This is a genomic window from Agrobacterium sp. 16-2014-1-2a, from assembly GCF_053522705.1.
On sequence record NZ_JBNWBX010000012.1, the window covers coordinates 112998 to 126792 of the forward strand.

14 protein-coding genes are annotated in these 13795 nt (G+C 58.3%); 8 read left to right on the top strand and 6 right to left on the bottom strand.

Features of this window, described 5'->3' with window-relative positions:
* The first annotated feature begins 3 nt into the window (after positions 1-3).
* From ACQZ45_RS25335 to ACQZ45_RS25345, 3 genes are all read left to right on the top strand, one after another.
* Complete coding sequence (locus ACQZ45_RS25335) at positions 4-291, top strand: hypothetical protein (RefSeq protein WP_233283685.1); 288 nt, start codon at positions 4-6, stop codon at positions 289-291.
* Positions 292-362: 71 nt separating this feature from the next.
* The gene (locus ACQZ45_RS25340; RefSeq protein WP_004431981.1) at positions 363-593 is read left to right on the top strand and encodes a hypothetical protein; all 231 of its coding nucleotides are present in this window, start codon (positions 363-365) and stop codon (positions 591-593) included.
* Between the two features lie 104 nt (positions 594-697).
* Complete coding sequence (locus tag ACQZ45_RS25345; protein WP_111802023.1) at positions 698-3034, top strand: glucose/quinate/shikimate family membrane-bound PQQ-dependent dehydrogenase; 2337 nt, start codon at positions 698-700, stop codon at positions 3032-3034.
* A gap of 79 nt (positions 3035-3113) precedes the next feature.
* On the opposite strand, the gene ACQZ45_RS25350 is transcribed toward ACQZ45_RS25345, so the two are convergent.
* The 4 genes from ACQZ45_RS25350 to ACQZ45_RS25365 form a co-directional block, all read right to left on the bottom strand.
* Positions 3114-3614: a YciE/YciF ferroxidase family protein gene (locus ACQZ45_RS25350; RefSeq protein WP_004431986.1), complete on the bottom strand. Its 501-nt coding sequence runs from the start codon at positions 3612-3614 to the stop codon at positions 3114-3116.
* Between the two features lie 150 nt (positions 3615-3764).
* A complete protein-coding gene (locus tag ACQZ45_RS25355) occupies positions 3765-4991 on the bottom strand; it encodes an NAD(P)/FAD-dependent oxidoreductase (protein WP_448742589.1) in 1227 nt (408 codons plus the stop codon).
* A gap of 145 nt (positions 4992-5136) precedes the next feature.
* A complete protein-coding gene (locus ACQZ45_RS25360) occupies positions 5137-5697 on the bottom strand; it encodes a type 1 glutamine amidotransferase domain-containing protein (RefSeq protein WP_025595199.1) in 561 nt (186 codons plus the stop codon).
* A gap of 17 nt (positions 5698-5714) precedes the next feature.
* Positions 5715-5942, bottom strand: coding sequence for a hypothetical protein (locus ACQZ45_RS25365; RefSeq protein WP_004431991.1), 228 nt, complete (start codon positions 5940-5942; stop codon positions 5715-5717).
* A gap of 44 nt (positions 5943-5986) precedes the next feature.
* On the opposite strand from ACQZ45_RS25365, the gene ACQZ45_RS25370 reads away from it, so the two are divergent.
* The 4 genes from ACQZ45_RS25370 to ACQZ45_RS25385 are packed head-to-tail and all read left to right on the top strand — an operon-like array spanning position 5987 to position 9999.
* Positions 5987-6250, top strand: coding sequence for a hypothetical protein (locus ACQZ45_RS25370; protein WP_333704555.1), 264 nt, complete (start codon positions 5987-5989; stop codon positions 6248-6250).
* The gene (locus tag ACQZ45_RS25375; protein ID WP_035199962.1) at positions 6231-7061 is read left to right on the top strand and encodes an N-formylglutamate amidohydrolase; all 831 of its coding nucleotides are present in this window, start codon (positions 6231-6233) and stop codon (positions 7059-7061) included. The genes ACQZ45_RS25370 and ACQZ45_RS25375 overlap by 20 nt, the downstream gene beginning before the upstream one ends.
* Positions 7058-8935 carry a flavohemoglobin expression-modulating QEGLA motif protein gene (locus tag ACQZ45_RS25380; RefSeq protein ID WP_333704556.1) on the top strand — a complete coding sequence of 626 codons (1878 nt, stop codon included), beginning with the start codon at positions 7058-7060 and terminating at the stop codon, positions 8933-8935. The genes ACQZ45_RS25375 and ACQZ45_RS25380 overlap by 4 nt, the downstream gene beginning before the upstream one ends.
* A gap of 17 nt (positions 8936-8952) precedes the next feature.
* Positions 8953-9999: a glutathione synthase gene (locus ACQZ45_RS25385; protein WP_004432010.1), complete on the top strand. Its 1047-nt coding sequence runs from the start codon at positions 8953-8955 to the stop codon at positions 9997-9999.
* Between the two features lies 1 nt (position 10000).
* On the opposite strand, the gene ACQZ45_RS25390 is transcribed toward ACQZ45_RS25385, so the two are convergent.
* Positions 10001-11023 (bottom strand): NAD-dependent epimerase, encoded by a 1023-nt coding sequence (locus ACQZ45_RS25390; protein WP_333704557.1) that lies wholly within the window; start codon positions 11021-11023, stop codon positions 10001-10003.
* A gap of 86 nt (positions 11024-11109) precedes the next feature.
* On the bottom strand, positions 11110-12441 hold the full coding sequence (locus tag ACQZ45_RS25395) for a UDP-glucose dehydrogenase family protein (protein ID WP_013762121.1): 1332 nt from the start codon (positions 12439-12441) through the stop codon (positions 11110-11112).
* A 376-nt stretch (positions 12442-12817) separates the two neighbouring features.
* Between ACQZ45_RS25395 and ACQZ45_RS25400 the strand changes: the two genes are divergently transcribed.
* On the top strand, positions 12818-13705 hold the full coding sequence (locus tag ACQZ45_RS25400; protein ID WP_333704558.1) for a DMT family transporter: 888 nt from the start codon (positions 12818-12820) through the stop codon (positions 13703-13705).
* Positions 13706-13795: the final 90 nt, after the last annotated feature.

Genomic DNA, 13795 nt, shown 5'->3' on the forward strand with positions numbered 1-13795 from the left:
ATCATGATGATACGAATTCTCAATTTTCTGGAGATGCTGCCCGTATGGCGGGTGCGTCGCCGCGACACGACAAGATATCTCGAAGCCGCCGGCGACCAATGCGACTTTGAAACGGCGGGACCACCGCTGTGGCTGTCGATTTCTGAAAACCCGCCGGAAATCCAGTGCGAAACCGAAGACGTCAATCGCCGGCCACCATTCTCGTGGCTTGGGATTGGGCAAAGTTTCAGTGCGGTCGATGAGTTCGACGGTGCCGGTTGCGATAGACTTGCGGTCGCAGAGTACGGCTAAGCTGATTTTGCTGTCTGGAACAAACTGTGTCCCTGTGAATTAAATCATCAGGGTTACAGGGAGTGAGAGACATGGCCAGAGAAAATACCAGCTATCTTGGCGGTCGGCATGATCCGAAAAATGAAACGGCAACGCGGGCGCGGCAAGGGGTAAAAGGACGTCCAGTTCTTGTCATTCTGGTTGTCAGTCTGCTCCTCGCACTGGTGGTCTGGACGGTCGTCGAATATGCGGTTTTCGAACCCGACGAGAACCGGCCGCAAAACGCTCAGACGGAGACTGCGCCGGCGCCACAAAACCCATAACCATCATGCCGTGAAATTTTTCACGGTGAATGTTGAGTTTGTATGGAACCAGATTGCCCCCAATTCCATTTCACGCAAAGTGACAGGAATCGGGGGTTTCATTCATGGCAGTCACCGTTACTGCGGTTATTCTATCGCTGATCGGCCTTGCGCTGTTCGGTTTCGGCTCTCAGCTCGTCATGTTGGGCGGGAGCTTCTATTACGTCCTTTCCGGTATGGCTTTCCTGTTGACAGCCATTCTGCTGTTCAAGCGTAACCGGGCAGCCCTCCACGTCTATGCCGTCTTCATTGTCGCGACACTCGCCTGGGCACTCTGGGAAGTAGGTTTCGACTGGTGGCAGCTTGGGCCGCGGGGTGGCATCGTCATTCTTATCGGCCTGTGGTTACTGGTGCCCTGGGTCAGGAAGCCTCTCGGTTTTTCAAGCCCGACAGGGCTGAATTACGGCCCGAATGCCTGGCCACTCGCCCTCTCGGTTCTCGCCTCCATTGTGGTGGCGGGATATTCGATGGCGCAGGATCCGCATGACCAGGCAGGGTCCTTGCCTGAGGAGAAGGTGGCGTCAGCTCCGATCTATGGCGGCGACGTGCCGGATGGCGATTGGCATCAATACGGCCGCACGCCTTATGGCCAGCGCTATTCGCCGCTGACGCAGGTCAATGTCGATAATGTTTCGCAGCTGAAGGAAGCGTGGCGGTACCAGACCGGCGACGTGAAGCTACCGGATGATGTGGGTGAAACCACCTATCAGGTAACGCCGCTCAAGATCGGCAATACGCTTTATATCTGCACGCCGCACAATTGGGCGATCGCCATCGATGCCGCCACCGGCAAGGAAAAATGGAAATACGACCCCAATGTCGGTCTTAACCCGGACCGCCAGCATCAGACGTGCCGCGGTGTTTCCTATTATGCCGAACCCAATGCCGCACAGGGCACCGCCTGCGCCCAGCGCGTTTACCTGCCGACCTCGGATGCGCGGCTGATTGCGCTTGATGCAGCGACCGGTCAGATCTGCACATCCTTTGCGGATCAGGGCGTGCTGCATCTGGAACAGGGCATGAAATACAATCCTGCCGGTTATTATTATTCGACCTCGCCGCCCGTGATCGCGGCGGGCAAGATCATCATCGGCGGTGCGGTGAACGATAACTACTCCACGCAGGAACAGTCCGGCGTCATCCGTGCGTTCGATGTGAACAGCGGCGCACTCATCTGGAACTGGGATTCCGGCAATCCGGAAAAGACCGAGCCGATTGCCGCAGGCGAAACCTACACTACCAACTCGCCGAACAGCTGGTCCGTGTTGAGCTACGACGAGGGGCTTGGCCTCGTTTACGTACCCCTCGGCAATCAGGTGCCGGACCAGCTCGGTATGGGTCGCAGCGAGAATGTGGAGAAATATTCCTCCTCCATCGTGGCGCTCGATATCAATACCGGCAAGGATCGCTGGGTGCGCCAGACGGTTCATCACGACCTCTGGGATATGGATGTGCCGGCCCAGCCGGTGCTGCTCGACATCACCAAGAACGGTCAAAGCGTTCCTGCACTCGTCGGCCCTACAAAGCAGGGCGATATCTACGTTCTGGACCGGCGCACCGGTGAGCCGCTTCTGCCGATTACGGAAGAACCGGCACCGGGCGGTACAATCCCTGAGGACTTCAGCTCCCCGACTCAGCCAACCACCGCGCTGTCGTTCAAGCCGGAGCCGCTGAAGGAAAAGGACATGTGGGGCGTCTCCATGTTCGATCAGCTCGCCTGCCGCATCCGCTTCCATCAGCTGAACTATCAGGGCCGCTATACGCCGCCCTCGCTGAACGGCTCCATCATCTATCCCGGCAATTTTGGCACGTTCAACTGGGGCAGCGTCGCGGTCGATCCCGAACGTCAGGTCATGTTCGGCATGCCGACATACCTTGCCTTTACCTCGCAGCTCGTGCCGCGCGCCGACATCCCGCCGAAGGGCCAGGACGAGAAGGGCAGTGAGCAGGGGCTGAACCGCAATGACGGTGCGCCCTATGGCGTCTTCATGGGACCGTTCCTCGGTCCGCTGAAAATCCCCTGCCAGGCACCGCCGTGGGGTTATGTCGCGGGTGCCGACCTGCGCACCGGCGATATCGCCTACAAGCACAAGAACGGCACGGTCCATGACATGACGCCGCTGCCGTTGCCCTTCAAGGTGGGCGTACCGGGCATTGGCGGGCCGATGATCACCAAGGGTGGTGTGGCCTTCCTAGGTGCTGCCGTCGACAACTATCTGCGCGCCTACAACCTCACCACCGGCAAACAGCTCTGGGAAGCACGTCTGCCGGCTGGCGGGCAGGCAACGCCCATGACCTATGCGCTGGATGGCGGCAAGCAATATGTTGTGATGGTTGCGGGTGGTCACGGCTCGGTTGGAACCAAGCCGGGCGACTATGTGATCGCCTATACCCTGCCGTAAAACGAGGCGGATTCAATCAAACAAAAAAACCGGAATGGGTGACCATTCCGGTTTTTGCTTGTGCAGTTGGAAAAGGCGATCAGGCCGCCTTTTTTTGTGCTGCGGCATTGATCGATGTCTTGGCAAGCGCGCTCAGCGCATCGTCCGTTTTGGACTCTTCCTTCAGCGTCGCATCCAGCAGGGTAACGGCATTGGCGTGACCAAGCTTTTCGGCCCATGCCTTCAGGGTGCCATAACGGGCGATTTCGTAATGTTCGACCGCCTGAGCCGAGGAAATGAGACCGGCATCGAGAGCTGCTGTGCCCTTGAAATCGTCCATGATCTCTTCACCCTCGGCAATGATGCCCTGGATGGCCTCGCAGGTCTTACCCTGCGCCCGCTTGCCGATGATCTCGAACACTTCCTGCAGGCGTTCGATCTGGCCCTGCGTTTCTTCCTTGTGCTTTTCGAAGGCCTGTTTCAGCTTCGGGTCTGTCGCTGCCCGCGCCATTTTCGGCAGAGCTTTCAGGATCTGCCTTTCGGCGTAATAGATATCCTTCAGCGTATCGTAAAACAGGTCGTCGAGTTTTTTCTCGGCCATTGGTTCTTCTCCCATGGTGTGAAAGTGCGTGATGTACGCCATTGCGCACTGGAGACAAACCTTTCGGAGCCCCTATGGTTCCGGCTCTGTTGCGCGCAACGTTTTATATTCCAGCAGACGCTCCGCCGCATACGGGATGACGAGGGGGCATCAGTCGAAACGGAAGAGATCGGCGTCGGGGTCCTTGCCACCATTAACGGCGGCGGCGACTATTTCGGCGGCGATCTGGCTGAAGGTGATGCCGTTGCCGCCAAAGCCCATGACGGCATAAACGTTCTTCATGCCGGGAACCGCGCCGATCAGCGGCAAGCCCGTGGTGGTCGTGCCGAAGCCGGCCGCCCAGCGATATTCGGGTTCGCCGATGTCGACGCCAAGAAGCTTTTCGGTCTTGCGTTTGATTGCATCCGCCTTGTAGGCAAGCTTGCTCTCAGACAGGTAGGATGTGGAGTTCTCTTCATCCTCACCACCGGCAATAAGGCGCCCGTCCCGGTCGGTGCGCAGGTAGAGATAGGGATCTGAAGCCTCCCAGAGGATATGGTTACTCAGCCAGTCCGGCAGATCGGTACCCTTCGCACTCGCCAGCGCCCAGGTGGAGATGATCTGGTGTTTCGGGCTTTCGAGCGATTTCAGGAATTCGTATCCGGTGCAGAAAACGATATTGCGCGCGGAAATGATTTTGCCCTGTGCTGTGGCGACGACCACCTCGTCACCGAGATTTCGAAGATCGGTGATTTCAAGTTGTGAAACGATCTCCGCGCCGGCGCCTGCTGTGTGGCGCAACAGGCCCGCCGTCAGCTGCGCCGGATTGGCGGAAGCGGAGATATCGCTGAGGATCGCCCCTGTCCGCTCAATCGCATAGTCGTTTTTAAGTTCTGCGGTGTCGAGAAAGCGGGCTTCGATCCCGGCCTCTTCGCGCGCTGCCACTTCGGCCTTCAATGCACGCAAACCCATCTCGTCTCCTGCAAGATAAAGCGCCTGTTTGCGCTCCATGCTGCAGGTAATGCCAAGCGAAGAAACGATTTCCTCCAGCCGCAGCACGGCGCGCGCGGAGCGCTGCCACGCCCGATCAGCAGCATCCTTGCCGATCATCGTTCTCAGTTCGATCAGGGGTGTGTCGATCTCGTGCTGTATCATCGCAGTGCTGGCGACACTGCTGCCCATCACCGGATCACGCCGGTCGACGATCAGCATGGATTGCCCCGGTCTCTGCAACGCATGGGCGGCAAGCGCGCCGCTGATGCCGGCGCCGACGACGATCGTATCGTAATGGTCGGAACTCGGGGTGTTTCTGGTGCGGAGGCCTATGCGTGGCGTGTCGGCCCAAAGGGGTTTCGATTCCCTGAGGTCGCGTTCCTTCGTCAGTTCCGATGTGGGCATGGAGTTTTCCTGAAAGGTGCAGGGCATTTACGGTGGAAACGCCTGGCGGGTTACGTCTGGAAAATGCGAACAAACAAAGACAGAGAGCGCATCCGGCCATTTTGAATAGGCCGGATGCGCTCTGGTTTTTTCCGCTTTACTGCCCTTAGGCAGCGCGGCGCTCGTGGTTGCCTTCTTCGACCTCCTCGATGATTTTGGCGACGAAGGCGTCCAGATCATCGGGGCTGCGAGACGTGATGATGCCCTTATCGGTCACAACCTTTTCGTCCTTCCAGTTGGCGCCGGCATTTTTCAGGTCGGTTTTGATCGACCAATAGGAGGTCGCGTCGCGACCGCGCAGGGCATCTGCTTCAACCAGAAGCCAAGGGGCATGGCAGATGGCAGCCACGACCTTGCCGGATTTGACGAAATCTCGCACCACGCGCATTGCATCTTCGTCATGACGCAATACGTCCGGATTGATCTGGCCGCCGGGCAGGACGAGTGCATCGAAATCATTGGCGCTGACGTTCTTCGCGGAAATATCGACGGCGATGCTGTCGCCCCAGTTCTTTTCGTCCCAGCTCTTGATCTCACCATCCTTGATCGAGGCGATCTTGACGTCCGCGCCCTTGGCCTTCAGCTGATCATAGGGCACACGCAGTTCCGAACGCTCATAGCCGTCCGTTGCGAGAATGACGATTTTTGCAGTGTTGATGGCAGTCATGTCTGTTTCCTTCCTGTTTATCTGTTTTCGTCTTTGTCCGAATTCACGGAGGGCAGAAAAAACTCCACATCCTCCCGGCGCTCCGGATCGAGCTTTTCGATATTCGTTTGCCAGAAGGTCTCGGCTTCTGCCGGTTCGTCTTCCCATTGGCGCACGAAGGTCTTGTTGTCGTCGATCATGACCTGACGGGTGCCGCCGAGCCGCAGATATTCTTCTGCAAGTTTACGCGTTTCGGTCTTTTCCATGTCGCGGTTCCTTGTGCGTGGAAAGCGGGGACGGAGGGCGCCGGATGGGTAAGAAGCTCGGCTGCCATTTCGTTGGCCACCGGGAGAAAACGGAAAAATCCCGATGTTCTTCAGCGCCATCGTGTCCGTTTGACACGGCGGCCCTCCTGCCAGAACAACGTAAGCTTTCCGGTATGGTTCCGCATTTTTTCAGGCGGATTCTTGCCGAGGACAAATGTATCGCGCGCAATTTTTATCGGAACAAACCGGCAAGTCGTGCTGTTTTACCCCAGACGCAGGGGAGGCAGCATGACAGCCAGACACAGTGACGGCGAGTGCCGCGGCAACGACGAAAACAAGGGTTTCTGGTCGATCGACTTCGGCAATTCACCGATCATCGGCACGGCCATTCATGATGGTCATCTCATTCGCCCGGACATAGCCTCGCTGATGGCTCTTTCCGCCGACCAGCGGCTGAGAGAGGAAGACCCTTTTACCGGCGAGATGATCGCGGGGATGACAAACCGCATTGTCGTTCACCATTCACGTTTCGAAATCGATCTCAACCGTTCCGCCGATCAGGCAGTTTATCTGAAACCGGAACAATCCTGGGGGCTGGAGGTCTGGAAACAGGAGCCGCCGGAAGAAGCCACCCGACAATCGCTCGATTTTCACGCCGACTATTACGCAATGCTCGAAGCAGTTCTTTCAACCGTCGAGCGGCGGCATGGAGCTTTTGTCGTGCTGGACATACACAGCTACAATCATCGCCGGCAGGGCGCTACAGCGCCGCCAACGCCACAGGCGGAAGCGCCTGATATCAATATCGGCACATTTTCCATGGATCGCAGCCGCTGGAGTGACGTCGTCAGTGCGGTGGGCCATCATTTCGCGACAGCCACCATCGGCGGACGCCGCCTTGATGTACGCGAGAACGTCGCCTTTCAGGGCAAGGGTGAGCAGACCCGGTTTATTCACGAGCGTTTTGCGCAGAACGGCTGCGCCATCGCAGTGGAGTTCAAGAAATTCTTCATGGACGAGTGGACCGGTAAGCCGGATAAGCGCGTTGTTTCCGATATTCGCGACGCTATCACCGCACTTCAGCCGGTACTCGAAGAGTGCCTGAGGGCGCGGCGATGAACGTCTCCGCGGCGCGTAGTGAACCGTTACCGGTTATCGAGCTGGTAGACGATGTCGTCGCCTGCCTTGAGGCCGGCAAAGCCGTCCGTCGTGATGTCGGAAAGAACGGCCGGCTGCATATCGACCGGCCGCTGCCGTTTCTTTGCCTGCATCTGACCGGTGGCACGAAGGACCTTGCGGCCCGCGATATCGCCTCTGCGCATGCATCTTATCTGATCGCATCGAGCATTCAGGAGGCTGCACCCCTGATTGCAGCCGTCGGCATGGCCATGCGCGAACGTTTCGGCGCCTTCATGGTTCTCGATGTCGGCGAACTGGAACATGACATTCTGCTCGCTGACGATTCACCTTTCCTGCCGCATTATGAGGTTTCCGTCTCGGCAACATCTGAGCCGGAAACGCAAAGTGCCCGCCGTGTTTTCATTAAGGCGGTTTGTGATGCCGAAGTGCGTTTCCGCACGCCCCGCATAACCCGGCCGGAACCGGATGCCGATCCGATCCTCAGATTTCAAAATGCCGGGCTTGATTTTCCCTGCATCAGCGTGCGTTTCGCGCCGATCTACCGACAGCCTGAATCCGGCGCCGATTATCCCGGCCTGCGCGAGACGATGATTGCGGATATTTTCGATGCCGGCCTTCAGGCCTTCTCGTCATTCGCTGCCGGTAAAGATGCACTCAAGGTTACCAGCCATCGCGCGCTCGGCCGCAAGGCCTTCGTTGATGCCGTCAGACGCGCCGATCGCTCAATAGACGACATCGTCTCGTCCTTTGATTTTCTTCTGTCCGTGACGCCGATCAATGCCCGCCGGGCCTTCGAGGAATTTCGCGACGGCAGCTTCCAATATGCGCCGCGCCTGCTTTACCGGCCGCTCGGCGTTGACGTCGAGGAGCAGAAACGCAAGCTCTATTCCGTCGTTTTCGATCATCTGGAAGACCCGGTGCTCTATCATCTCTACCGGGAGAAACAGCAGGAGATCGATCTGCAACTGACCATGCTCGCCAATCTGCATCGCCGTACTTTCACCGATTTCTCCCGCGCCCTTTACGGTGCCGTCGAACCCGCGCTTCTGACGCTGGCGCTCAAGGTGCTTGCCGATTGCCCACGCAAGGATGAGAGCGGCGAAATCGCCATGGTCGATTGTTATGCGGTCGCCAAAAAATCGCGCGAGATGATCGAGACCTATCTGGCAGAGGAGCCCGAATTCAAGGCGCGTGTCGAGATCAGGGATGACCTGCCGCCTGGCCTGATGGTGACGGGCGAGAAGCTCCTGATTTCTCGCCACACCGTCATGGAACAGCGCCGGGTCGAGGCGCTGCTGTCGCATGAGATCGGCGTGCATCTCCTCACCTATTTCAACGGTTCGTTTCAGGGCCTCCGGCTCTTCCGCACCGGCCTTTCCGGTTACGAGGGCGTGCAGGAAGGGCTGGCGGTGCTGGCGGAACATCTGGCCGGCGGCATGACGCGCGAGCGCCTGCGGCTGATCGCCGGCCGTGTCGTCGGCTGCGCCGCCATGCTGGACGGCGCGACTTTTGTTGAGACGTTCCGGACTATGACCCGCGATCATGGTTTCGACGAGGCTGGCGCCTTCAACATGGTTTTGCGCATCTATCGTGGCGGCGGTCTTTCCAAGGACGCGATCTATCTGCGTGGGCTTGCGGAGGTGCTGGAGCATCTGCGCAAGGGTGGCGCGCTCGATCCGTTCTGGATGGGCAAGATTGCCGCTGCCCATTTCCCGGTGATGCAGGAGCTTGCCTTGCGCGGCCTCTTGCGTCCGCCGGGCGTACGTCCCGCTTTTCTGCTGCCGGCCAAGGCCAATGAGCGGCTGGAAAAGATACGGGCCGGATTATCCATCGCTGAACTGGCGACATTGTAATATTACAGGAGGGGCTTATGCGTATCGCATTTTTCGTCAATTCCATCGAAACTGAGGGGCCTACTTTCGCAACCGGCCTGCTGGCCATGGCGGCGCTCAATCGCGGTCACGAGGTGGTGTATCTGACGCCTGGCGATTTTACCTTGCGCTCGGATGATAGCCTGACCGTACACGCCACCGTTCTACCGAAGGCCAAATACAAGAAAGCCGATGCTTTTCACGCTGCACTTCAGGACAAAGCACTGGAACGGCGTACCATGGATGTAGAGGAAATCGACGCGCTGATGCTGCGCAACGATCCCTCGCTGGATCAGACGACGCGGCCATGGGCGGTGCATGCCGGCATTCTGTTCGGGCGGCTGGCAGAACAGCGCGGCGTTGTGGTTTTGAACGACCCGGAAGGATTGGCGCTGGCGCAGAACAAGCTCTATTTCCAGAGCTTTCCGGAAATCGTACGCCCGACCACGATCATCTCGCGCAATGTCGATGAAATCCGCGCATTTGCGGATACCCACCCTAAGGGTGTTATCGTCAAGCCGCTGCAGGGTTCAGGCGGCAAGAACGTCTTCAAGATCGGCTCCAGCAAGGAGGCCAATCTCAACCAGATTTTCGAGGCGGTCAGTCTCGAAGGTTACTTAATCGCACAGGCCTATCTGCCGGCCGCCAAGGATGGCGATATTCGGTTCTTCATGATGAATGGCAAGCCTCTAATGCGCGACGGACAATACGCGGCTTTGCGCCGCGTTCCGGCAAAAGGCGATCTGCGCTCCAACATTCACGCCAAGGGCACTGCCGAGGCCGTGAAGGTGACGGACGAGATCGTGGCGCTTGCCGAAATGATGCGGCCCAAGCTGGTGGAAGACGGTATGTTCCTGGTCGGGCTTGATATTGTCGGCGACAAGATACTGGAGGTGAACGTGTTTTCGCCCGGCGGTCTTTCCAACATTCGCGACCTCACCGATGTCGATTTCAGCGATACGATCATCGAAGCCGTGGAAACCAAGATCGCCATGCAGAGCGCCTCCGGCGGTATGCTTTCCAATCGTCTTCTAGCGACGCTTTGATTTATTCGCGCAGCTCTGTCGACTGCATGTCACGATACCAGGCGACGAGGGCCTTGATGCCCTCCTCGACCGGGGTTTGCGGCACATAGCCCGTCAAGGCTCTCAGAAGATCGGGTGAAGCGAAGGTGCGGGGGACGTCTCCCTGCTGCATCGGCAACATGTTGCGGATTGCCGGCCTGCCGACCGCCTTTTCGACCGTTTCGACAAAGTGCATCAGCTCTACCGGCTGGCCGCCGCCAATATTGACGATGCGGAACGGTGCGTGGTGCGACAGCGTGTCGGTGACGCCTTCCTCAGTTACCCGGTTTTCCTCGGACGGAATGACCTGGCTCAGCCGGACGATACCTTCAACGAGGTCATCGATATAGGTGAAGTCGCGGCTCATATTGCCTTGGCCGTAAATATCGATCGGCTCGCCGTTCGAGATGGCGTCGACGAATTTGATTGGCGCCATGTCCGGCCGTCCCCACGGCCCGTAAACCGTGAAGAAACGGAAGGCTGTGGTGGGCAATTTGTGGAGATGAGCGTAGCTGTGCGCCATCAATTCCATCGATTTTTTGGTGGCCGCATAAAGCGTCATCGGCTCGTCGGCCTTGTCGCTTTCCGCAAAGGGTATTTTTTCGTTGGCGCCGTAGATGGAGGAAGTCGAAGCCAGCATCAGGTGTTTGACACGCAGGTTCTTGGCAAGCTCCAGCATGTTCCACGATCCGATGAGATTGGAATCGATATAGGCGCGTGGATTTTCGAGGCTGTAGCGAACACCCGCCTGCGCGGCGAGGTGAATTATGATTTCCGGTTCGGCAGCCTCTGCCGCGCGCTTCAGCGCATCCGTATCTTCCAGCATGCCGATTTCGGCCCTGAAACCGTTGGAGCGGGAAAGGATCGCATGGCGTTTTTCTTTCAGGCTGACATCGTAATATTTCGTCATGCCGTCAAAACCGGTTACGAAATGGCCGGCATCGAGCAGCCGTTTGGTAACGTAAAAACCGATGAAGCCCGCGGTGCCGGTAACCAGATAACGCATGATGACTATATCCCAAATCCGTTGGTGCGTTTGCGGCCGAACCGAAGCGCAAAAACCGTTTTAATGAAACTTCGAAGCCGAAACCGCTATTGGCCCTTGTCGGAACTGCTGTCGTGTGGGCGGCCAATGCCGGCATAAACGAAGCCGTGCCCGGTGACCTCGTCCGTGCGGTAGATATTGCGCAGATCAACCAGAACGGGGTTTTTCATGATGGCCTTCAGGCGCGGCAGATCGAGTGCGCGGAACTGGTTCCATTCCGTCACGATCACGACGGCATCGGCGCCTTCGGCAGCCTCGTAGGGACCGCTGGCATAGTCGATATCCTCGATGACATGGCGGGCATTCACCATTCCCTCCGGATCGTAGCCGACCACCTTGGCGCCGCCGTCCTGGAGGGTCTGGATGATGGCAATCGCCGGGCTGTCGCGCATATCGTCGGTATTGGGCTTGAAGGTCAGGCCAAGGACGGCGATCTTCTTGCCGCGCACGTCGCCACCCACTGCGTTGATGACCTTGCGGCCCATGGCGCGCTTGCGGTTGTCGTTGATGGCGATGGTGGTCTCGATCAGCCGCACAGGCGCGTCATAGTCCTGTGCGGTCTTGGCAAGCGCCAGCGTATCCTTGGGGAAACAGGAGCCGCCATAACCGGGGCCGGCATGCAGGAACTTCGCGCCGATGCGGCCATCGAGGCCGATGCCGCGCGAAATATCCTGAACATTGGCGCCGACCTTTTCGCACAGATCCGCCATTTCGTTGATGAAGGTGATCTTCATCGCCAGAAAGGCGTTGGCGGCATATTTGATCAGTTCCGAAGTGCGCCTGGTGGTGAAGAGCAAAGGCGACTGGTTGAGATAGAGCGGACGGTAAACCTCCGTCATCACCGGGCGGGCGCGCTCGTCGGAAAGACCGACGACGATGCGGTCCGGTCGCTTGAAATCCTCGATGGCCGCGCCTTCCCGGAGAAATTCCGGATTGGAAACCACGGCAAAATCGGCCGAAGGGTTTTCTTCGCGGATGATGCGTTCCACCTCGTCCCCCGTGCCGACGGGAACGGTAGACTTGGTGACGATGACGGTGAAGCCTTCAAGCGAATGGGCGATTTCTTTCGCCGCCGCATAGACATAACCGAGATCGGCGTGGCCGTCGCCGCGCCGCGAGGGCGTGCCGACCGCGATGAAGACGACATCGGCATTGGCAACCGCGGAGGAGAGATCGGTGGTGAAGCTCAATCGGCCCGCCTTGGCGTTGTTGGCAACGATGACCTCCAGACCCGGTTCGAAGATCGGGATATGGCCGCTTTTCAGCGCTTCGATCTTCTCCGGCATCTTGTCCACGCAGATCACGTCATGGCCGAAATCGGCGAAACACGCACCGGAAACAAGGCCGACATAACCGGCACCGATCATCACTATCCGCATTCTTCTTCCTTTCGGTTCGTGAGGCGATGTTCGCGCAGCAAGCTTCAGGCGAAATCAGCGGGTGCAATCACACCACATTGTTTAGCCGCCTTCACGCTTGCCGCCAAGCGCCACGATCAACACGGGCTAACCTCTTTCCGTGACGGTGATATGATGGCGTCGGCGGGACAAATTTGCCGCACCTTGCGGCCATCTGCATCGATGCGGTCGGATCGGGTGTTTTTGCGGCTTTTGCGGCTTGCACTCATAGGTAGCCGGGTCTAGCCATAGGGTGAGGATCAAATCTGCCAGACTGTCTGTCCCTTAAGGGGCGTCCGGGTTGCTTTAAGCGACCGGGGTGCGCTTTGCGTTGCGGTCGCTGTTCGGGGAAGTTCAAATGCAAAAGGGTTTTCTGCTCGGTCTGTTCGCTTATGCGACCTTTTCCCTGGGCGATGCCACGATCAAGTCGCTTGGATCACAGATCAGCGTTTTCGAGATCGGCTTCTTCAGCATCCTGTTTTCCGGCATCTTCATCTTCTTCAGCAAGCCGCGTGAGGAAAGGTGGCGTGAATTCTGGCGCATGAGCCGTCCGTTTGCGGTGCACGGGCGGGCGATTTCCGGCCTGTTCGCCGGTATTCTCGGTATCTATGCCTTCACAACCATTCCGCTGGCCGAAGCCTATGCGCTGATCTTTCTCTCACCGCTGTTTGTGACAGTGCTGTCGGCTGTCGTATTGAAGGAAGATATAGGGCCATGGCGCTGGGCGGCCGTTCTGGCCGGCATCGTCGGTGTTCTGCTCGTCGTGCGGCCCGGCTTCCAGGCGCTGGAACTCGGGCACGTCGCAGCCATCGGTGTCGCATTCCTGGCGGCGATGACCATTGTGCTGCTCCGCTCGCTTGCGGGCAAGGAGAAGCGCACCTCGATAATGGGCGTGCTTTTGGTCTACGGCCTCACCTTCAACGGGATTGCCTCGATTCCCGAGTTCGTCATGCCCAATCTGCACCAGTTCGCCGCCTTTGCCTTCATCGGCCTCTGCACGGCGACGGGACAGATAACGCTGCTCGTCGCAACACGTATCGCGCCGGCCAGCCAGATTGCCCCCTCGCATTATTCTCAGATCCTCTGGGCCGTGGCGATCGGCATGACTTTCTTCCACGAATATCCGGATGCGATCGCGGTGCTTGGGCTGGGTGTCATCGCCGCATCGGGACTTCTGACGATGATCCGCGAAAGGATCAGGCTCGGCACGGTTCGCTGGAATCCGTTTTTCCGCAATCGGCTTTGAAGTCATCCATCGATCGGAAACAGTGCGTCAACCGAAGCGCGGCTTGCGGGGTGGGTGCAGACGGCCCCATTAGCTTTTCATCGATAGATG

Excerpts from the sequence above, each read along its gene's own strand:
- ACQZ45_RS25335 (WP_233283685.1), top strand. The coding sequence starts at position 4 with ATGATGATACGAATTCTCAATTTTCTGGAGATGCTGCCCGTATGGCGG.
- ACQZ45_RS25340 (WP_004431981.1), top strand. The coding sequence starts at position 363 with ATGGCCAGAGAAAATACCAGCTATCTTGGCGGTCGGCATGATCCGAAA.
- ACQZ45_RS25345 (WP_111802023.1), top strand. The coding sequence starts at position 698 with ATGGCAGTCACCGTTACTGCGGTTATTCTATCGCTGATCGGCCTTGCG.
- ACQZ45_RS25350 (WP_004431986.1), bottom strand. The coding sequence starts at position 3,614 with ATGGCCGAGAAAAAACTCGACGACCTGTTTTACGATACGCTGAAGGAT.
- ACQZ45_RS25355 (WP_448742589.1), bottom strand. The coding sequence starts at position 4,991 with ATGCCCACATCGGAACTGACGAAGGAACGCGACCTCAGGGAATCGAAA.
- ACQZ45_RS25360 (WP_025595199.1), bottom strand. The coding sequence starts at position 5,697 with ATGACTGCCATCAACACTGCAAAAATCGTCATTCTCGCAACGGACGGC.
- ACQZ45_RS25365 (WP_004431991.1), bottom strand. The coding sequence starts at position 5,942 with ATGGAAAAGACCGAAACGCGTAAACTTGCAGAAGAATATCTGCGGCTC.
- ACQZ45_RS25370 (WP_333704555.1), top strand. The coding sequence starts at position 5,987 with ATGGGTAAGAAGCTCGGCTGCCATTTCGTTGGCCACCGGGAGAAAACG.
- ACQZ45_RS25375 (WP_035199962.1), top strand. The coding sequence starts at position 6,231 with ATGACAGCCAGACACAGTGACGGCGAGTGCCGCGGCAACGACGAAAAC.
- ACQZ45_RS25380 (WP_333704556.1), top strand. The coding sequence starts at position 7,058 with ATGAACGTCTCCGCGGCGCGTAGTGAACCGTTACCGGTTATCGAGCTG.
- ACQZ45_RS25385 (WP_004432010.1), top strand. The coding sequence starts at position 8,953 with ATGCGTATCGCATTTTTCGTCAATTCCATCGAAACTGAGGGGCCTACT.
- ACQZ45_RS25390 (WP_333704557.1), bottom strand. The coding sequence starts at position 11,023 with ATGCGTTATCTGGTTACCGGCACCGCGGGCTTCATCGGTTTTTACGTT.
- ACQZ45_RS25395 (WP_013762121.1), bottom strand. The coding sequence starts at position 12,441 with ATGCGGATAGTGATGATCGGTGCCGGTTATGTCGGCCTTGTTTCCGGT.
- ACQZ45_RS25400 (WP_333704558.1), top strand. The coding sequence starts at position 12,818 with ATGCAAAAGGGTTTTCTGCTCGGTCTGTTCGCTTATGCGACCTTTTCC.